This is a genomic window from Sphingobacterium sp. PCS056 (assembly GCF_023273895.1).
Classification (GTDB): Bacteria; Bacteroidota; Bacteroidia; order Sphingobacteriales; family Sphingobacteriaceae; genus Sphingobacterium.
In genome coordinates, this window is sequence record NZ_CP096883.1 from 1,019,416 (window position 1) to 1,039,852 (window position 20,437).

The following is a 20,437-nucleotide window of genomic DNA, read 5'->3' on the forward strand; positions in this document are numbered from 1 at the left end:
TTTAGTTAATACATGTAAAAATTTATATCTTTGACTTTAGAACGAGTCTAAATAAACGATTGTAAAATTAGATTAATTATAAATAGTGGAGTTACGATATCCGAAAAAGAAGCTTAACAATCCGAAATTAACTGATCATAATTTTAATAAACGCACCATAAATCAAGTGAACGGAATAATCTTCTTATACAGTCATATAAATTATGAAGTGAATTTTTTAGCTTTAAGCGATAATTTTTCACGAATCAAAACGGAGAAGAACAGTTCTATTCTTATCATTTCAATTGCTAAAAATAGTACTGTTATCCTGGATCAACAGGAGGTCGAACTTAAAGAACAACATTCTTGTTTTTATTATTCGCAGGGTGCAGATCTCTATCTGATCGCGCAAGAAAAAGACGCTAAGGTTTTTATATTGACTTTTAAAACTGGATTTCTGCAGCACAGTGAGATTGAGCTCGATCATCAACAAAAGATAGAACAAAGCTTTCGATCTTCATCTATATTAAGAACGTTTAATGCCCCATCGCTATATAGCACCGCGATGGACCTGATCAACTCGCAATTTCCAGATGCTCTTATACCGACATTTTACAAAGCCAAATCCCTGAACATATTCTGTAAACTAGTTGCATATTTAGAGTTATTATCTGAACCCGGAAATATTCGATTGAGAGTGATCGATATGGAAAAAATAAAAGTCGCCAAAGAATTGATTGAGTCCAATTTGAATCAGAACTTCACGATTCCTCAATTGGCCAGAACTGTCGGCACCAATGAACAATATCTCAAAAAGCATTTTAAGCAATTTTATGGTAAGACTGTATTCAATTTTATTGTCGAATGCAAAATGCATAAGGCTAAACAAATGATTAAAGAAAGAGATCTTAAGATTAGTGCGATCAGTCAGCAGCTGGGTTACAAGCATGCCACCCATTTTACAACAGCTTTTAAAAAATTCTTTGGCTACACACCCAATGCATTAAGATATTTATTTTTAGTTTTCATAGAAAATTATGCGGCAACTAAAGATATTGCCAGCATCTTAATTTAGCACAAAATCGTCCTATTAATAAATTAAGATATTTTAATTCTATTGCTTAATAGCACCAAAAAAAACAGTCGATCCTTAAAATTGAGTTTTTAAGGATCGACTGCTTATAGATATAAATCTAATTAGAATTCCCATCTTACGAAAGCCTCGATTGCTTCGTAGTTTGCAAGTCCCAATTGATCATATAATTCTGCCGTTTCACTTGTACGGTCTTCTGCACGTACCCAAAATTCGCGAGGATCATCTCCAGGGAAAACTGGAAGATCTTTTTGAGACTGATGTTTAAAAATCGCTAAACGTTTACGGTACACCTCTTGTGGAGATAAAGGTACAGCCATTTCGATTTCATGGATAGGATATTCATGCCAAGCTCCGCGGTATAACCATAACCAACAATCTTTTGTCCACTCATCAGTAGCTTTTAAGCGTCTCAATGCTTCATAAAGAATGTTAAAACAAACTTTATGTGTACCATGTGGGTCTGCAAAGTCACCAGCAGCAAATACTTGATGTGGTTTTACTTGACGTAGCAACTCCATGGTTTGTTGGATATCATCTTCAAAAGAAACATCCTTAGAAAACTTCTGTCTATCGTAGAATGGCAAATCTTGGAAATGAATATTGGCATCTGGTAGACCTACAAAACGAGCTCCAGCAATAGCCTCACCTTTACGAATTAAAGCTTTTATTTTGCGAACAATCTCTGTATCAATTTGATTAGGCTTCTTAGTAGCAAAAATATCGCGGCTTTCTTTATACAAAGCAGCAATTTTAGATGCATCAATACCCATCTCTTTTGCAAAATCTTCTGCAAACTCCAAATAACGAATCACATCATCATCCCAAACAGCAGTATTACCACATGTTTGATACGCAACGTGTACATCATGACCTTGATCCGCTAGACGGATAAAGGTACCACCCATAGAGATCACATCGTCATCTGGATGGGGTGAAAAAACAATTGATGTTTTCTTTGCAGGATTAGCACGTTCAGGTCTTTGCGAATCATCAACATTAGGTTTTCCTCCTGGCCAGCCCGTGATGGTATGCTGTAATTCATTGAAAATGCGAATATTGATATTATAAGCAGGACCTGTTTGAGTCACTAACTTAGCCATACCATGATTGTTATAATCCTCTTCTGTTAATTTCAGGATCGGTTTTTTCACTTCTAAAGATAACCAAACGACTGCTTTTTTTACTAAAACAGGAGTCCACTCAATATCTTCTGCTAACCAAGGCAAATCAAATCTTGTTAACAAAGAAGCCGAATCTGTATCTAAAATGAATTCAACATGATCGGATAATTGCAAGTAAGTTGCCGGAATTTCTGATGAAATTTCACCTTCCACAGCTTTCTTGATGATTTCAGCCTTGTTGCCACTCCAAGCCATCAAAATAATTTCTCTAGCTTTGAAAATAGTACCAACACCCATCGTAATTGCCTTACGTGGTACATTCTCTTTACCTCCAAAATCACGTGAAGCATCACGACGTGTTAAATCATCTAAAGTAACAACACGTGTACCCGAGTTAGGAGCAGATCCCGGTTCATTGAAACCAATGTGACCTGTTCGTCCAATTCCTAAAATTTGAATATCTAAACCACCTAAATCAGTAATCTTTTGCTCATATGCCTCGCATGCTGCATTAATGAGGTCGGTTGCTAATGTTCCATCAGGAATATTGATATTTGATCGTTCAATGTCAACGTGATCAAATAAATTTTTATTCATGAAGGTGACATAGCTTTGTGCTGCATCCGGTTGCATAGGGTAGTACTCATCTAAGTTAAATGTGATCACATTTTTAAAACTTAGACCTTCCTCTTGATGTAAACGGATTAATTCAGCATAAACTTTAACGGGTGTTGCACCAGTAGCAAGACCTAAAATTGCATTTTCGCCATTTTTTTGCTTATTACGGATAATATCCGCAATTCGCTTTGCAACAACTTTGGAAGCTGTGCTTGGGTCAGGATACACACTTACAGGAACTTTTTCAAAGCGTGTTGCTTCCAATAAATTTAATCTAGCCATTATTAGAATATAGTATTGATAGGGTGAATTACAAATTTATAAAATATTGTAGCTTATCCACCATTTTTTGTAAGATTTTAAAACGTTTATAGCAAAAATGCAAATGCACACGATTGCTAAAACGTTTATATCTTCATTCCTCTAGATATTATTAAGTAAGTCAATTGCTTGTGTGAGTGTTTCTGTTCTTTTAGCAAAACAAATTCTCAAAATATATTGATCCAAATTCGATGTATAAAAAGCAGAAATAGGGATCAGTGCAACTTTGTTTTCAACCACCAATCTTTCGGCATAACTTAAGTCATGCTCAGATGAAATAGCACCATAGTCAACATTTATAAAATAGGTTCCTTCACTCGGTAAAACAGTAAATTTTGAATTTGCTATACCCTTTACCAAGTAATTCCTCTTCTCTTCAAAAAAATGACCCAAATTTAAATAGCGATTCGTTTCTTCCAGATACTTAGCAAGTGCCATTTGCACTGCCCCATTGACACTGAATACATTATATTGATGAATTTTTCTGAATTCTCGTGTTAACTCGACAGGCGCAATGCAGTAACCTACTTTCCAGCCCGTAACATGAAATAATTTCCCAAATGACGCGATCACAAAACTTCTTTCCCGCAATACTGGATAAGCCACTAAAGAAATTGGCGCTCTACCGTCAAATACAAGATGTTCATATACCTCATCACTTAAAATAAATGCATTAGATGAAGTAACAATAGCTGTCAAAGCATCAATATCAGCTCGTTTTAGCTGCCTACCAGTCGGATTATTCGGATTATTAATAATGATCAATTTCGTTTTGCCATTGACTAAAATCTTCACATAATCCCAGTCGATCGCAAAATCTGGCGCCAACAGGGTTATGGGAATTACCTTCCCTCCAAATAATTTAACCGTTGGAGCATAGCAGTCGTAGGCAGGTTCAAAAATCAGTACTTCATCACCTATGTTCACAACCGTAGCAATAGCCGTAAAAATAGCTTGTGTCCCCCCTGATGTAACTGTTATCTCATCATTAACATCGACATGCACCTGATGTGTATTCCAAACTTTTTCTGCTATTTTTTCACGTAACGGTAAAACGCCAGGCATTAGCGCATATTGATTAAATCCTGTATGCATATACGTGTGTACCAAATCAATCAAATCAGGGTCAGTATCGTAATCAGGAAATCCTTGTGCCAAATTTAATGCCCCATATTGTTGTGCTAATGCAGACATTTTACTAAATATGGTCGTACCCACCTCAGGAAGCTTAGATTGAAATTTTGAATTCATAGCTAGTTAGAATAAAATGCTAAAATAATATTTTGCAACAGTTAATAGACAATTGTAAAATAAATGTATAAAAATATAATATAATCTACCTAATTAATAGATTATATTATATTTGTAATCTAAATTCGTAAATAACAATGAAAAAAATATTTTTATATTTCCTTTTCTGCTTACCATTATTGGCTGTAGCTCAAAAAAAGGAACTCACGAAAGCGGATTACATTGCCCGCGTCAAAGCAAATCCTGATTCCGTTTCCTCATTAATTGATTTGAGAAGAGTTGGTGGTTATACTCCCGAGTATGCAGAATTACAGAATCTGTATAATACACTAGGTAAAAAGGTAAAAAACTCCAAGGATGGCAAAGAGTTTAAAGCATATCTAAAAGCGCTGTCTACGGTAGAAATAGGCAAACAAGCACCAGCATTCACGCAAAATGATACCACAGGCAATCCCGTGAGCTTATCTGACTTTAAAGGTCAATATGTGCTGTTGGACTTTTGGGCATCTTGGTGTCCAGATTGTCGAGTAGAAAGTCCTGATCTAGTTAAAACGTATGCGGCCTTTAAAGACAAAAATTTTGAGATTTTAGGAATATCCTTTGATAGAGATCGAAACTCGTGGATCAAAGCTATCCATACCGATCAATTACATTGGAAGCATGTCTCCGACTTACAACGTTGGCAAAATAATGTAGGGACATTGTATGGGGTCAAATCTATTCCACAAAATGTTTTAATAGACCCTACAGGAAAAATTATTGCACGAAATCTCCATGGAGAAGACTTAAACAACAAATTGAAAGAAGTACTAAAGTAATTTTGATCTATAACATACAAAGGAGCGCTTATGAAGCGCTCCTTTGTATGTTATAACCATATCTCCTGTTCTTATCCAAACAAGGCTCTAAATACATCTTCTAATGTTGCCACAGGTCGAATCGCGATATTATACTTTTTAGGATCCAATCCTTTGGTATTAAACTTCGATATAAAAACACCTTCAAATCCCAGTTTCTCAGCCTCAGCAATGCGTTGCTCGATGCGATTTACGGCACGAATTTCTCCTGAAAGCCCCACTTCTCCCGCAAATGTGATATTCGTTTTTACAGCAATATCCTGTTGTGATGAAATAATAGCAACGATCACAGCCAAATCTATGGCAGGGTCTTCCACACGCAATCCGCCAGCAATATTTAAGAAAACGTCTTGCGCGCTCAACCTAAAGCCAAAGCGCTTTTCCAGTACAGCAAGCAACATACTTAATCTTTTGGTATCAAATCCAGTAGAGGTACGCTGTGGGTTTCCAAATGCAGAATTACTGACCAATGCTTGTACTTCGATCATCATAGGACGTGCCCCCTCTAACATGGCCGCAATAGAAACCCCACTAACCGGAGCATCTCGTTGCGAAATCATGATTTCAGAAGGATTAGAAACCTCTCGCAGTCCCGATCCTTGCATTTCATATATCCCTAGTTCGGAGGCAGAACCAAAACGATTTTTCACGGCTCGCAAAATCCGGTATACATGATGTCGATCACCTTCAAATTGCAATACCGTATCGACCATATGTTCCAATACTTTGGGACCTGCGATAGAACCATCTTTAGTAATATGACCAACAATCAAAACAGGCGTACTTGTTTCTTTTGCAAAACGCAGCAACTCAGCAGTACATTCTCGCACTTGAGATACCGACCCGGGGGCAGATTCAATTTGAGAAGAATGTAGCGTCTGAATGGAGTCGATCACAATCACATCGGGCTGTACTACCTCGATCTGTTTAAAGATATTCTGAGTAGAAGTTTCCGTTAAGATATAGCAATTTGCATTTGATGATTGTGACAACCGTTCCGCCCGCATTTTGATCTGTTGCTCACTTTCCTCTCCAGAAATATATAAGGTCTTCACCTGTGGAATAGATAACGCGAGTTGCAACATTAAAGTCGATTTACCGATACCGGGCTCCCCTCCGATCAAGACCAAAGACCCCGGAACAATCCCTCCTCCAAGCACACGGTTAAATTCCTGATCAGGTGTTAAGATACGGGATTCATCTTGATACACGATCTCGTGGATAACGGCAGCTTTATTTGCGCGTTTAGGTGAGGATGTCACCGAAGTACTCCGCCATTCTGGAACTTTTGAACCTGATTTCTCGACAACTTCCTCCACTAAAGAATTCCATTGTTTACATGAAGGACATTGTCCCAGCCATTTTGCAGATTCAAATCCACAACTTTGACAGAAATATGCTGATTTTGTTTTAGCCATTGTACGAATTTACCATTTTTTAAACTTCTACATTTAGGTTATTAAAAATTCTTACCATATTTTGTAACAAGCACCGCGAATTATCGACTCATTAAGTATGAATTTGGAACAAGAGTTTGTTATCCTTTTAGAAAAAAATCAAAATATTATACATAAAATCTGTAAAATATACACAGATCAAGAAGATGTACATAAAGATCTTTTCCAAGAAATAACGATACAGCTATGGCACTCTTATCCCAAATTCAGAGGAGAAGCCAAATTTAGCACATGGGCCTATAGAATTGGATTGAATACAGCCATCTCCCTATTTAGAAACAAGAAAAAAGCGATCAGTATCATACCTTGGGATCAAGCATTAGAAAAGATATCCTATGAAGAATACGACCCCCAAAAAGACGATCAGCTTCGCTATTTATATGAAGCCATACATCATTTAAATGATATTGAAAAAGCACTCGTATACCTCTATCTAGAAGATAAAGATTATACTGAAATTGCTGAGACCTTAGGAATTAGTGAAGTAAATGCACGTGTAAAAATGAATAGGACAAAAACAAAGTTAAAAGAGATTTTAAAAAAGAAAGGAGCTTTATAATGGATGAGTTGGATCAATTTAAAAAACAATGGCAAGAGGATGAAAACTTCATTAAAGTAGATCAGACTGATATTAAAACCATGCTTCACAAAAGCTCTACATCGATCGTCAAATGGATCTTTATGATCAGTCTCATAGAACTGAGCTTAGGCATTATTTTATCTTTGCTATTACCCAGTTCAAATAGAGATGAGTTACCGTTTTTTCATTTTGTAGATTATGCTTCGGAAGTAGTTTTTTATTGCGCAATAGCATATTTTATCTATAACTTCTTTAAATCATATACCAGTATCTCGAGCACCAGTAGCACAAAAAATCTATTAAGTAGGATATTAGAAACACGAAAACATGTTGAAAATTACATTAAATTCAACATCTATTTCATTATGTATTCCTTTTTCATATCATTTGTAGAATTGGCCATACGCAAGATCAATCTAGCTAATCAATGGGGAGCAAATTTTTTAAAGGTTATTGCTATTGCTGTATTGATCACCTTAGTAGCATGTTTGTTTATTTCTATTTTTAAATTTTATTACAAAATCGTTTATCGAAGATTACTTAAAAAACTGAATAATAATTATGAAGAACTGACACGTTTAGAACAGGAGTAAAATATAAGATTTTATATTTCCTACCTTTACAGACCATGGAAAAGATTGCAGTCTATTATTTTTTATTTATTAATTTCATCAGCTTTTTAAGCTTTTATATAGACAAGCAAAAAGCTAAAAATAAAAGCAACAGAATCTCAGAAAAAACATTTCTCACCTATTGCATCATTGGCGGAAGCTTAGGTGGATTTGCAGCCATGCAATTATTCAGGCATAAAACAAAAAAGAGAAGCTTTTTGCTTCCCTTTTATTTTATCGCTGTGCTACATATTGGATTAATCTACGGTTATGCCCGCTACCATGGCTCAGTTTAATTTTCATTCTCTTTTAATATTCTTAAAAAGTTTAATCCCATGATCTTTGCAATATCAGATGAGTCATACCCCCTCTTCAAAAGAGCGTGAGTTAAATTCGGAAATTTGCTGACATCTTCCAAACCCTGCGGAGTCGATTCAATACCATCGTAATCGGAACCAATAGCTACGTGATCAATGCCTATCTTTTTTACTAGATAGTCAATATGGTCCAATAATAAGGACATGGATACATTAGCTACATGCTTATGCTCACTTGTTAATTGCTCATACTGACTTGAAGCAGAAAGACTATAATTACCTTGCTTTCCAAATTGTTTTTTATATAATTTCTTCACTCGCTTTTCGTAATTTTTATCCAGAAAACCAGAATAGAAATTAACGCCAACGACTCCCCTATTTTTCTTCAAAGCCTCTAATTGGGCATCCTTCAAATTTCGAAAATGCGGGGTCAATGAATAAGAATTACTATGCGAGACTAAGACCGGTTTTGTGGAGATTTCCAATACATCATAAAACGTTTGCTCTCCAGCGTGGGATAAATCCACCATCATCCCCAGTTTATTCATTCTCCTGATAATCTCTTTGCCCAATGCAGACAATCCTTTTCCTTCCCTTGACTTTGTTTTAGATTCTTGAGCAGCAGCAGTTGCCCAAGACAAATCGTAGTTCCAAGTCAATGTCATATATCGTGCGCCTCGTTTATACAAAGCTTCTAGATTTTGCAGATCAGCCTCGATCATATTACCTCCTTCAATACCAATGAGCGCAGCAATCTTTCCAGATTTTATAATGCGTTCGATTTCATCGCTATTTTTAGCCATTTCGATCTGATCTGGGTTTTGATCTAATACCTTCTCCAGAGCATCAATTTGATCATTGGCATGCTTAAAAGCTCCCGATTTCCATTTTTTATCATCAGACCAAACCGCAAAAACTTGAACATCCACTCCGCCCACAATCAACCTGGGAATATCTGTATGATTTACCATCAATTGCTGACTGATATCATGCCCTTTTAAAATCGAGGTAATGATCACATCATTATGGCCATCAACCACAATCATCTGCTGATGAATCGATCCGTAATCTTGCGCTTTCGCAGTTCCAATTACTGATAATATCAAAGCCAATCGTAAAACGTAATTTTTCATAAATATTATTTCTTCCCTTCTAGAATCGCTTCATAAATCGCATCTTGAATGCGACTTCTAATATTGAGATTCAATAATTTTGTAGAAACTTGTGGATGAACGCGATTGGACAGAAATATATAGATCAGCTGATTTGCTGGATCAATCCAAATGCAAGTACCCGTGTATCCCGTATGTCCATAGACACTTGAATTTGATAATTTTGAAGGGTATTCATTTTTGATATTGGGATCCCAACGATCAAAACCCAATCCTCGGCGGCTAGATTCAGACTGCTTTGACGTAAACAATTCGACTGTCTCTGATTTAAAATATCGCTCTCCACCATATTCCCCTTCATTTAGTAAAAGTTGTCCATAAATTGCCAAGTCATTAGCTGTTGCAAATAATCCAGCATGACCAGCTACACCCCCTGCCATAGCAGCTCCCTGATCATGAACATAACCTTGTAATAGTACCTTTCTAAAAGATGTATCCTGTTCAGTAGGTATAATTTGAGACTTTGAAAAACGCTCTCTAGGATTATATCCAGCAGTCTGCATCCCTAATGGTCGATAGAAATTATCCTGTACATAATCTTGCATCGGTATAGCAGTTTGATGTTCTGCCACTTCTTTCATGACATACATACTGATATCGCTATAGACATAACTGCCTACTGGCTTCACTTCAGAGTTGAGCATTTCAGGCCACATCACATCTCGATAATAATTGTTGAGCAAGTAACAACTATCAGCAACCTTGACGTTATGTGTAAATGAATAATTGCGTTGTACGTCGCCAGGCTTTAAATTTCTATAAAAGGGAATAAAAGGTGTAAATCCAGCCTCATGGAGCATCACACTTTTTAAAAGAATATCTTTTTTATTCGTTGATTTAGCCTGCCAAAGATAATCTCCTATAGGTTTGTTTAAATCAATAATTCCTTGCTCCGTCAAGCGCATAATGACCGGTGTAGTCCCTGCAATTTTACTCACAGATGCCAAATCGAAGATGTTATGTATCGTTGTTGGTACTTCTTTACTATAAGTATGGTAGCCATAACCTTTTTCAAAAATAACCTGTCCATTCTTGACCACCATAACAACAGCCCCAGGAGTAGCTTTTTGAGCAATTGCCTCTTCAGCGATAGCATCTATTTTCTTACTTAACCTCTCGATATTAAGCACATCATTCTTGGCCAAACTGTACTGGATACGCGTCTGACTTGTCGCTTCCCCCATACCCTTTAAAAAAATAGCAGAATATGTTTTCTGAAGTTTATTAGTAGCTGACAAGCCTCCAAAAATGGTCATAGCTGCATTTCTTTGCGTTTCATCAGAAAAATGTGCATTCCACAAAATTGGACTTTTAAAATCATCAAGCATAGCTAATACGTCACCCTTTCCAAAAACAGCGAGAATGATTTTTTTATTATTTCGTTCCGCCTGCATGAGCTGATCGACAAAAGAAGTCGTTAACTCTTCCGATTTAATTGCGACGATCACCACATTGCTATATTTCACATGCTCATCAAAATTTTTATAACCGACATAATTAACTCCTGCATAACGAGATAATTGCTCCTGAAACTGATTAAACAAGCTCGAATCAGGTGCACAAATAGTCATGTTATATTGATCCAATTTACCTAAAGGAAGTACCGCATCCATATTATTAAAAAGGACGGTTTCATTTTTAATAGAAGATCTGTATTGGGCTTTTAAGTGATTAGTATGGAGACAGCCAATAGCAAAAAGTCCAGTAATTAGGAGTTTTATTCTATTTATCATCATGTGTTTAATAAGGGTTTATATGTAAATGTACAAATAAAAGCTATACAATCATGCACAAAAACGCACAAGTAACCATAATATTCAATTATGACCGATTTTGATCCACTGCAATCATTAAAGATAGAAAAGAGCTTTACAAGCAGCATAGTATATTTTAAAGCTATTAAAATGGTCGGAAAATGAAATCTATGATATTTCACACGATTATAATTGGATACAAATGCAAATTTATCTAAGTTTGATTTATGCCAGAGGTCGTAGAAAACAGAACCATTTTTTCCTTATTGGAAGTAACTCGAAGCATTCAAAAAACTATTGCTGAACGCTATAAGAGTTTGTATTGGATCAAAGCGGAGATGAACAAATTGAATCATTACTCCCATTCTGGGCACTGTTATCCCGAATTAGTCGAAAAAACCGAAGGAAAGATCGTAGCTGAGATTCGTTCCATCCTATGGAAAGCAGATTATCAAAGAATCAACAACCATTTCCTTAAGATAGCTCAAGAACCTTTGCGTGAAGGAATTACCATGTTATTCCAAGCGAGTATCTCCTACGATCCTATGTACGGTTTGAGTCTTAGGATTGTAGATATTGATCCGACCTTTACTTTAGGAGAGCTGGAAAAAGAAAAATTAAACAGTATCAATAAACTGAAGCAAGAAGGTATTTTTGATGCAAATAAAAACCTTCCTTTTCCTACACTACCCAAGCGATTAGCTATTATTTCGGTAGAAACCAGCAAAGGATTATCCGATTTTTACAAAATTATTAATCAAAATCCTTGGGGATATAAAATTGAGCAAACACTTTATCCGGCATTATTGCAAGGAGATAAATCAGTTCCTTCAATCATCCGGCAGCTGTCCATCATTGCAGAACGCTCAGAAGCTTACGATGCAGTAGCAATTATCCGCGGTGGTGGCGGAGAAGTAGGCTTATCAAGTTACAACAACTACCTATTGGCAAAAGCTATTGCCATTTTCCCACTACCTATATTAACTGGTATTGGACACTCCACCAACCTTACAGTAAGTGAAATGGTCGCCTATAAAAATGCGATCACACCAAGTGAACTCGCAGATTTCCTAATCCAAAAATTTCATAATTTCGCCATTCCCTTAGATCAATTGACAGCACGAATATTGCAAAATACAACTGCGATATTTAAAGATGAAAATGAAAAATTAAAAGCCTTTGCCTCAACCATTAAATGGTCTGTCCAGCAATCTATAAGACAATCAAAAATTGATTTGACTGCCTTTGAAAAAGATATTAAAACAAATTTAACCTACATCTTCCGTCAGAAATATACGACGCTCGATCATCTTGAAAAAATTATCCAGCTCGCAGATCCTATTCGACTGCTCCAAAAAGGATTTTCAATCACCAAAGTCAATGGAGAACTGTTGGTATCTGTAGATCAAATCAATGAGAATGATGTACTCACAACTCAAGTCTGGGATGGTGAGGTGAGCAGCATCACACAAAAAATCAATAAAAATGGAAAATAATTATACCTATACCGACGCATTTTCGGAGTTAGAACAAATCGTACAGGAAATTGAAACTGGGAATACCAATATTGATGTCCTATCTGAAAAAATAAAAAGAGCATCTCTATTAATTCAAGTTTGCAGAGCACAGCTCACCTCCACAGAGGAGGAGGTCAATCTTTTATTAAAAAACTTGACCCCCAATGAAGATGAAGATGAATAGTTAATGCTTCAATAAACGGTAATAATGATTATCCAAATGTTTACGCATGCCTTCTTTAAAGGAAGTTACATCACCATTTTTTAATAATTTTATCAGATCTTTATGAGAAATAAACTCTTTTGAAGCATTATCGCTATTTAATAAACCGCTGTCATGGACATATTGGAAAATAGGTAACAAGAGTTCTTGAAAATCCATTAACATTTTATTACCGGAGATCTTATACAATTTACCATGAAAAGCAACCTCTTCTTCAATCTTAAAAGATCGCGTATCGCTATTAATTGATTCAACTCGCACGATTGCTTCCAATTCAGCTATATCTTCTTCCGATGTGCGATCGAAAATCAATTCTGCCATCCCCACTTCAAGAGCAAGTCGCATTTCAAATATATCTTTGAGCGTATCATCATCTAACATCGCTGGGTGGAAAATCTTCTTTAAAGGCGATAGCAGCTTTGGATTTGTTAAAACAGCTCCCCTGTGCTTGCGAGATTCTATTAAACCAACCATACGCAACCGTAATAAAGCCTCTCTAATAACAGTTCTGGAAACCCCAAAACTTTCAGAAAGCTCCAGTTCCTTTGGAAGAGATTCTCCAATTTGGATATTACGAGCCCTAATCAAATCAATAATATGATTTTCTACTTTGTCTACTAAACTTGATGTATCAACATTTTCAAATTTCTCTAACATGGGATTTTTTATTATGATTTTTCACTTGAATCAAAGTCATTACAAATGTTACACTTTTTTTTCTCATTTACTTGCTATAATAGAGATAAAAGAATAATTTTAATGTTTTAAATGTATGACATAATGCTTTTGACGAATAATAATAAAAAGTATGCATGTAAACAATTTTGTAGAGACATTGCTTGTATTCAAAACAGAGGCAAGAATATGTATGATATATCGTCGGTATATGACAATGTAATCATTTACCATGTAAGCACACTGCTCTGCTATAAAAAAATAAGGATACTATTTTTATACTGCTAACTAAAAAAATCTAAAGATATAATATTTACATCCATGAATAATCTCAAATTACAAGGCTTAATTGCAGCACCTTTTACTCCATTATTGTCCAATGGCGATATTAACATTGGCGCTATTCCAGCTTATTATGAATTATTGAAACAGAATCATGTTGCGGGCGCCTTTATATGTGGATCTACAGGCGAAGGGGTGTCATTAACTTTTGATGAGCGGGTCGCTATTATGCAAACTTGGGCAGAGACAACATTGCAGGATAAAGATTTTAAGGTGATCACGCTTGTTGGGGGTACAAATATTAAAGAATGCTGTTTGCTTGCTGCTAAAGCCGAAGAATTTGGACTATATGGTATATCCTTCACTTCGCCATTTTATTTCAAACCGGCAAATATAGATCAGTTAGCAAAGTGTTGCGCAGAAATCGCTTCAGCGGCACCGCATACAGCCTTTTATTATTATCATATACCCGTATTGACTGGAGGAAATTTTGCGATGATCGATTTATTAAAAGCAATTGACGGCAAAATCCCCAATTTTGCAGGTATAAAATATACCCATGAAGACTTTATGGATTACTTATCATGTCTTAATTTTGCTGACCGCAAATATGATATGCTTTGGGGCCGAGATGAAAACATGCTATCTGCCCTTGTCCTTGGAGCTAAAGGAGCAGTTGGAAGTACTTACAATTATGCCGCACCACTATATTTAGCATTAATTGCTGCTTATGATCAAGGTGATTTTGAGAAAGCAAACACATTACAACAAAAATCAATCGATATGATCACATTATTAGGAAAGTATGGTGGTATATCAGTCGGTAAATCTTACATGAAACTAATTGGTTTGGATTGCGGCGAATTTAGACTTCCTGTACGCAATATGACGACAACTGATTTTGAAAAATTTAAAGCTGATGTGGCAGCATTAGATTTTCAAAGTTTCCAATCAACGTTATAACATGATGAAAATTATTCCTCTTATCCTAAGCACTTTCTTATTTATGCAATGCAATACAACAAACAAAGTTGCCGAGATCAATTGGTCTATGGCAGACTCTTTACCCAAAACTATTAACGATCAAGTTCAAATAGGTGTGGCTGGCCCCATTGTTGGAATTCACCAAAATCATTTATTGATTGCGGGTGGTGCTAATTTTCCAGAAAAAATGCCTTGGGAAGGAGGAGTAAAAAAATACCAGCATTCTGCATACATCTTTTCTCTTCACGATCACAAGCTACAATTGATAGACACCGTTTCATTTCATACATCAACGGCTTATGCCGCAAACAGTAGTCAAGAGGAGGGAATTTATACAGCAGGAGGCGAAAATGAAGAGGGAGCCTCTTCCCAATTTCATCGCTACACCTGGAGTAAGATAAAAAATAATTTTGTCGCTCAACCATTAGCCGATCTACCCCTTCCCTTGAGCAATGCAAGCCTCGTTTCAGATGAGCACAATTGCTATCTGATAGGAGGAGAAAATGCAAACCTGGTATCAGATAAAATATATCGCTATGACCAGCAATGGGAAGAATACATGAATCTGCCTTATCCGCTAACGCATACAGTAGCACTTACAAAAGATCACTTTCTTTACCTGTTTGGGGGACGAACGAAACAGGTAAATGCTGTCAGTACACTATACAAGACATGCTACAAAATAAATTTAAGAACAAAAGAATGTATTCAAATTGCTGATTTACCAGAAGCTCTTTCAGCAGGCACAGGATTCAAAGATGATAAAGGTCGCCTATTTTTAATTGGCGGAGATAATGGGATTACTTTTCACAAAGTCGAAAACCTCCTATTGGAGATTGCAAAAGAAACAGATCCGGTAAAAAAAGAAAAATTAATACACGATAAAGCAATAGTACAGTCCAATCATCCAGGATTCAGCAAAAAGATATTGCAGTATGATGAACAATCAAACACATGGCAAGAAGTTGGCAATTTGCCAGTAGGTTCGCCGGTCACCACTACAGCTGTCTTTCACCAAAAACAAGTTTATATTCCATCGGGGGAAATTAAAGCAGGTATTAGATCTGCAGGAATACTAACAGGTACATTACAATAACTATTATATAAACCAAATCATGATAAAAAATAAAAAATATTACCCGTGGGTCGTCGTAGGCCTGCTATGGGTAGTCGCTCTATTAAACTATATGGATCGGCAAATCCTGTCAACCATGCGTCCGACTATGCAGGTTGATATCGTCGAATTACAATCTGCAACCGTATTCGGGCAATTAATGGCAATATTCCTTTGGATATACGGCCTCATGAGTCCTGTTTCAGGAATATTAGCGGACAGACTTAATCGAAAATGGCTTATTGTTGGTTCTCTATTCGTTTGGTCACTGGTCACTTCGTTGATGGGCTTTGCCACTACGTATCCCGAATTGATGATCTTACGCGGCATCATGGGTATTTCAGAAGCCATCTACATTCCAGCAGGCCTGTCTCTCATTTCGGATTTTCACAGTGATAAGTCCCGTTCATTAGCGATCGGTATCCATATGACCGGTTTATATACAGGTCAGGCATTGGGAGGATTTGGAGCCACCTTAGCAAGCTCATACTCTTGGCATAGTACGTTCAAACTCTTTGGTTTGATAGGCATATTATATGCTCTAGTACTCATGTTCTTTCTCTCCGAAGCTCCTGTTAGAACAAAAAGTTCAAATGAAAAAGAAAAACCGGTCAATAGTTTCAAAGCCATCGGTATGCTATTAAGCAATATCTCCTTTTGGGTTATATTATTCTATTTTGCCATACCAAGTTTACCCGGTTGGGCAACAAAAAACTGGTTACCAACATTATTCTCCGATAACCTCCATATACCGATGTCCCAAGCAGGACCGCTATCTACTGTTACTATCGCTATTTCATCCTTCTTGGGAGTTATTTTTGGCGGTCTATTATCCGATCGCTGGATTCAAAAAAATGTAAAAGGCCGTATTTATACCTCTGCAATAGGTCTATTACTGACCATACCAGCTATGTTCTTAATCGGTTATGGACAAAATATAGTTCATGTCGTTGGAGCTGGATTGATGTTCGGTTTTGGCTTTGGGATGTTTGATGCCAATAATATGCCGATTCTCTGTCAATTTGTACCTAGTAAATTCCGAGCAACCGCATACGGCATCATGAATATGTTAGGTGTTATGGCCGGTGCATTCATCACAAAAGTGCTAGGAAGCTCTGCCGACGAAGGGAAATTAGGAAAAGACTTTGCCCTCCTAGCCATAATTGTTTTCATAGTCGTCATCGTTCAACTGGTAGTATTAAAACCCAAATCAAATGCATCTTTGGATTAGAAAAATAATACTACTAACCACCATGGTCACATGGTGTACAGTCATGGTGTATCCGCAAAAAAAAGTTGCCTGCATCGGCGATTCTATTACCAAAGGATTAGGTATAAAAAATGGTGATAAAACCTATCCTGAGCAACTTCAAGAATTATTAGGGTCAAACTATGATGTTCAAAATTTTGGTTTTAGCGGTGCCACTTTATTACGTAAAGGGCATAAACCTTATGTCGAAACACCGGAATACAAGCAAGCACTTGCATTTCAACCAGACATCGCAGTTATAGCACTCGGAATAAATGATACCGATCCGCGTAACTGGCCTAACTATGGTGATGAATTTGAACACGATTACAGTTTACTAATCAGCGATTTGATAAAAACGAATCCACATATTTCGATATATATCTGTACACTCACTCCTATTTTTAGCGGGCACCCACGTTTCTTATCAGGAACAAGAGACTGGTATCAACAAATCAGTCTTCTGATTCCAAAAATTGCTAAAAATAATCAAGTAAAACTGATCGATATCAATGGTCGGTTGAAAAGTAGAATAGATTTATTCGAAGATAATATACATCCAAATGCCGCAGGTGCCACCCTGATTGCTAAGCAAGTGAATCGTGCATTGACAGGTGTCGTGCGGCCACTTTCAATCGATCTTAATTTTGGGGATCATATGGTTTTACAGCGAAACCGTGAAAATCAAATTGCTGGAAAAGCTTCTTCACATGAAAGCATAACTCTCCATTTCAACAACAAAGTATACCAAGGAGAAGCGAATGAAAATGGTCATTGGTCAATTTTTTTACCATCCATGCCTGCAGGAGGTCCCTATGAAATTGTAATAGAATCCCAAAAACAAGAAGTTAAAATCAAAGACGTTCTATTTGGCGATGTATACTTGGCTTCCGGACAATCAAACATGGCATTTGAATTGAAACATGCGCTGTCAGCAGACAGCCTCATGCTGATCAATGCTCCTCAGGTCAGGCTGTTTAAAAACACCAATTTAGTTCAGACAAACGCAACAAGTTGGGATGCAACTACTTTAGAAAAGATCAATAATTTAGATTTTTTCTCAGGCAGATGGAGCTTACCGACAAAAGAAAACAAAGCAGATTTTTCAGCCATAGCGTATGCTTTTGCCTTTGAAATCTCGAGTAAGACGAATATTCCAATTGGCATCGTCGAGTTAGATGTACCAGGATCCAATACAGAGTCTTGGATAGACAGAAGAACACTCGAACAAGACAATCTATTGGCGACATACATACACAATTGGAGGAAATCAGATTTTATTCAAGACTTCTGCCGCACTCGATCCGATCAAAATCTGGCTCTTGCAACCCAAAAATACCAAAGACACCCGTATGATCCGTCTTTCAACTTTGAAGCAGGAGTAGTCCATTGGTTAAAAACCCAATTCACCGCTATTCTATGGTATCAAGGAGAAAGCAATGCCCACAATATTGAGCTCCATGAACTATTATTTAAAACCTTGGTTAGCTCATGGCGTCATCAGCTCCAGCAGCACCTGCCTTTTTATTATGTCCAACTATCCAGTATCAATCGTCCTTCTTGGCCAAGATTCAGAGATAGTCAGCGCAAGTTGAACCAGCAGATTGAAGACACCTATATGGCTATTTCCTCTGATGTAGGAGATTCTTTGGATGTACATCCTAAAAACAAGGTGATCATCGGCAAGCGGTTAGCTAACTTGGCTCTAGCACATACCTATAAGTATCAGATTAATGCGGATTATCCATCGTTTAAGTACTACAAGAAAAAAGAAAAAACGATTGATGTGTATTTTAACAATAGTAAAACACTCATCACGAGAAATAATCAACCTCTACAAGGATTTATTTTAATCGATAACCAAGGATTTACCCATCAACCTGAGCGTTTGTCGATTCAGAAAAATCGAGTTACGATCGATTTACCTGAGCATATTATCATCACCGAAATTCGTTACGCATATTCACCTTACACCACTGCAAACTTGGAAAATGAATCAGCAGTACCTGCTTCTACCTGCAGTTTCAAAATTGACTAATCTATGTATACTATAACACAACTCGAGCAACTCGAAAAATTTTATAAAACACAGCTTCTAGAAGATACTGTACCCTTTTGGTTTCCCAAATCATTCGACTATGAAGAAGGAGGCTTTTTATTGATGCGTGATCAAGATGGAAGTTTAATAGATGACGACAAAGCGGTATGGATACAAGGACGGGCAACTTGGTTATTAGCAACACTATACAATACCGTAGAACCTCGAGAAGAATGGTTAGAAGGAGCTAAATTAGGCTATGATTTTATCCGAAAGCATTGCTTTGATCATGATGGACAAATGTTTTTTCATGTCACCAAAGATGGTCAGCCCATCCGAAAAAGAAGGTACTATTTTTCTGAAACATTTGCTGTTATTGCATTTGCAGCCTATGCAAAAGCTTCGAAATCGCAAGAAGCGGCAGATCTGGCACGTTCCATTTTTGGAAAATGCATCCAATATGCTTCCGGAGAAATCAAATTAACCCCAAAATTCACAGACACGAGACCCGCAAAAGGCATTGGTACACCTATGATCATGATCAATACAGCACAACAATTGCGCGAAACAATTGGTGATCCACGTTGTGATCAAGCCATTGCAAATTGGATTGAAGAAATAGAATCAAATTTTGTAAAACACGATTTAAAAGTAGTCATGGAACAGGTGTCCCCTACTGGTGAAATCATTGATCATATTGATGGAAGAACATTAAATCCGGGACATGCCATAGAAGGCGCTTGGTTTATCTTACATGAAGCAAAATATCGTAACAACGATCCAACACTCATCCAATTGGGTTGTAAAATGCTCGACTATATGTGGGAAAGAGGATGGGACAAAGAGTTTGGTGGTATCCTTTATTTTAGAGATCTATACGATAAACCTGTTCAGGAATATTGGCAAGACATGAAGTTTTGGTGGCCACAAAATGAAACAATCATCGCTACACTCCTTGCTTATCTGATGACAGGAAATCAAAAATATGCTGATATGCACAAAAAAATTCATCAATATGCTTATGATAAATTTCATGATCAGCAACATGGCGAATGGTTTGGATACCTCCATAGAGATGGATCTATTGCGCAAACTGCAAAAGGAAATTTATTTAAGGGTCCATTTCACCTGCCACGTCAAGAATGGTATTGTTGGACTATTTTAAACAATTTTATAAAGGACAATAATGGACTGTAAACACCTCTTCATAAGTATCCTTAT

At 36.8% G+C, this 20,437-nt stretch carries 18 protein-coding genes; 12 read left to right on the forward strand and 6 right to left on the reverse strand.

The annotated features are described in order from the left end of the window. Positions 1-208 precede the first annotated feature (208 nt). Positions 209-1,054 (forward strand): helix-turn-helix domain-containing protein, encoded by an 846-nt coding sequence (locus tag MUB18_RS04260; protein ID WP_248755077.1) that lies wholly within the window; start codon positions 209-211, stop codon positions 1,052-1,054. 122 nt (positions 1,055-1,176) lie between these two features. Here MUB18_RS04260 and nagB read toward each other — a convergent pair whose 3' ends face one another. Together nagB and MUB18_RS04270 are read right to left on the reverse strand one after the other, a co-directional pair. Beyond that, the gene (nagB, locus tag MUB18_RS04265; protein WP_045754751.1) at positions 1,177-3,096 is read right to left on the reverse strand and encodes a glucosamine-6-phosphate deaminase; all 1,920 of its coding nucleotides are present in this window, start codon (positions 3,094-3,096) and stop codon (positions 1,177-1,179) included. A 141-nt stretch (positions 3,097-3,237) separates the two neighbouring features. Continuing rightward, positions 3,238-4,386, reverse strand: coding sequence for a methionine aminotransferase (locus MUB18_RS04270; protein ID WP_248755078.1), 1,149 nt, complete (start codon positions 4,384-4,386; stop codon positions 3,238-3,240). Between the two features lie 137 nt (positions 4,387-4,523). Here MUB18_RS04270 and MUB18_RS04275 point away from each other — a divergent pair, with 137 nt between their 5' ends. Beyond that, a complete protein-coding gene (locus tag MUB18_RS04275) occupies positions 4,524-5,204 on the forward strand; it encodes a peroxiredoxin family protein (protein ID WP_045754753.1) in 681 nt (226 codons plus the stop codon). A gap of 71 nt (positions 5,205-5,275) precedes the next feature. Here the strand turns inward: MUB18_RS04275 and radA are convergent, their stop codons facing one another. Continuing rightward, a complete protein-coding gene (gene radA, locus MUB18_RS04280) occupies positions 5,276-6,661 on the reverse strand; it encodes a DNA repair protein RadA (RefSeq protein ID WP_248755079.1) in 1,386 nt (461 codons plus the stop codon). A 97-nt stretch (positions 6,662-6,758) separates the two neighbouring features. Here radA and MUB18_RS04285 point away from each other — a divergent pair, with 97 nt between their 5' ends. From MUB18_RS04285 to MUB18_RS04295, 3 genes are read left to right on the forward strand one after another with little or no spacing between them, the layout of a single operon-like run. Further along, complete coding sequence (locus MUB18_RS04285; RefSeq protein ID WP_045754755.1) at positions 6,759-7,259, forward strand: RNA polymerase sigma factor; 501 nt, start codon at positions 6,759-6,761, stop codon at positions 7,257-7,259. Beyond that, a complete protein-coding gene (locus MUB18_RS04290; RefSeq protein ID WP_248755080.1) occupies positions 7,259-7,873 on the forward strand; it encodes a hypothetical protein in 615 nt (204 codons plus the stop codon). The genes MUB18_RS04285 and MUB18_RS04290 overlap by 1 nt, the downstream gene beginning before the upstream one ends. A gap of 35 nt (positions 7,874-7,908) precedes the next feature. Beyond that, positions 7,909-8,187 carry a DUF1294 domain-containing protein gene (locus tag MUB18_RS04295; protein WP_248755081.1) on the forward strand — a complete coding sequence of 93 codons (279 nt, stop codon included), beginning with the start codon at positions 7,909-7,911 and terminating at the stop codon, positions 8,185-8,187. Here MUB18_RS04295 and MUB18_RS04300 read toward each other — a convergent pair. Both MUB18_RS04300 and MUB18_RS04305 read right to left on the reverse strand, forming a co-directional pair. Next, positions 8,184-9,341 (reverse strand): dipeptidase, encoded by a 1,158-nt coding sequence (locus tag MUB18_RS04300; RefSeq protein WP_248755082.1) that lies wholly within the window; start codon positions 9,339-9,341, stop codon positions 8,184-8,186. The genes MUB18_RS04295 and MUB18_RS04300 overlap by 4 nt on opposite strands. A 5-nt stretch (positions 9,342-9,346) precedes the next feature. Then, positions 9,347-11,116: a serine hydrolase domain-containing protein gene (locus tag MUB18_RS04305; RefSeq protein ID WP_248755083.1), complete on the reverse strand. Its 1,770-nt coding sequence runs from the start codon at positions 11,114-11,116 to the stop codon at positions 9,347-9,349. Positions 11,117-11,361: 245 nt separating this feature from the next. Here MUB18_RS04305 and xseA point away from each other — a divergent pair, with 245 nt between their 5' ends. Both xseA and xseB read left to right on the forward strand, forming a co-directional pair. Further along, complete coding sequence (xseA, locus tag MUB18_RS04310) at positions 11,362-12,630, forward strand: exodeoxyribonuclease VII large subunit (RefSeq protein ID WP_248755084.1); 1,269 nt, start codon at positions 11,362-11,364, stop codon at positions 12,628-12,630. Further along, positions 12,620-12,835, forward strand: a complete 216-nt coding sequence (gene xseB, locus MUB18_RS04315; RefSeq protein ID WP_045754761.1) for an exodeoxyribonuclease VII small subunit — start codon at positions 12,620-12,622, stop codon at positions 12,833-12,835. Before xseA ends, xseB begins: the two co-directional genes overlap by 11 nt. Here the strand turns inward: xseB and MUB18_RS04320 are convergent, their stop codons facing one another. After that, positions 12,836-13,531, reverse strand: coding sequence for a FadR/GntR family transcriptional regulator (locus MUB18_RS04320; protein WP_094771848.1), 696 nt, complete (start codon positions 13,529-13,531; stop codon positions 12,836-12,838). Between the two features lie 339 nt (positions 13,532-13,870). Here MUB18_RS04320 and MUB18_RS04325 point away from each other — a divergent pair, with 339 nt between their 5' ends. Genes MUB18_RS04325 through MUB18_RS04345 form a run of 5 tightly spaced genes read left to right on the forward strand, consistent with a single transcriptional unit; the run spans position 13,871 to position 20,413 of the window. Then, on the forward strand, positions 13,871-14,794 hold the full coding sequence (locus MUB18_RS04325; RefSeq protein ID WP_045754763.1) for a dihydrodipicolinate synthase family protein: 924 nt from the start codon (positions 13,871-13,873) through the stop codon (positions 14,792-14,794). A gap of 1 nt (position 14,795) precedes the next feature. Then, the gene (locus MUB18_RS04330) at positions 14,796-15,911 is read left to right on the forward strand and encodes a kelch repeat-containing protein (protein WP_248755085.1); all 1,116 of its coding nucleotides are present in this window, start codon (positions 14,796-14,798) and stop codon (positions 15,909-15,911) included. Positions 15,912-15,930: 19 nt separating this feature from the next. Next, positions 15,931-17,160 (forward strand): MFS transporter, encoded by a 1,230-nt coding sequence (locus tag MUB18_RS04335; protein ID WP_045754765.1) that lies wholly within the window; start codon positions 15,931-15,933, stop codon positions 17,158-17,160. A 22-nt stretch (positions 17,161-17,182) separates the two neighbouring features. Further along, a complete protein-coding gene (locus tag MUB18_RS04340) occupies positions 17,183-19,216 on the forward strand; it encodes a GDSL-type esterase/lipase family protein (RefSeq protein WP_248755086.1) in 2,034 nt (677 codons plus the stop codon). 3 nt (positions 19,217-19,219) lie between these two features. Further along, positions 19,220-20,413: an AGE family epimerase/isomerase gene (locus MUB18_RS04345; protein ID WP_248755087.1), complete on the forward strand. Its 1,194-nt coding sequence runs from the start codon at positions 19,220-19,222 to the stop codon at positions 20,411-20,413. Positions 20,414-20,437 lie beyond the last annotated feature (24 nt).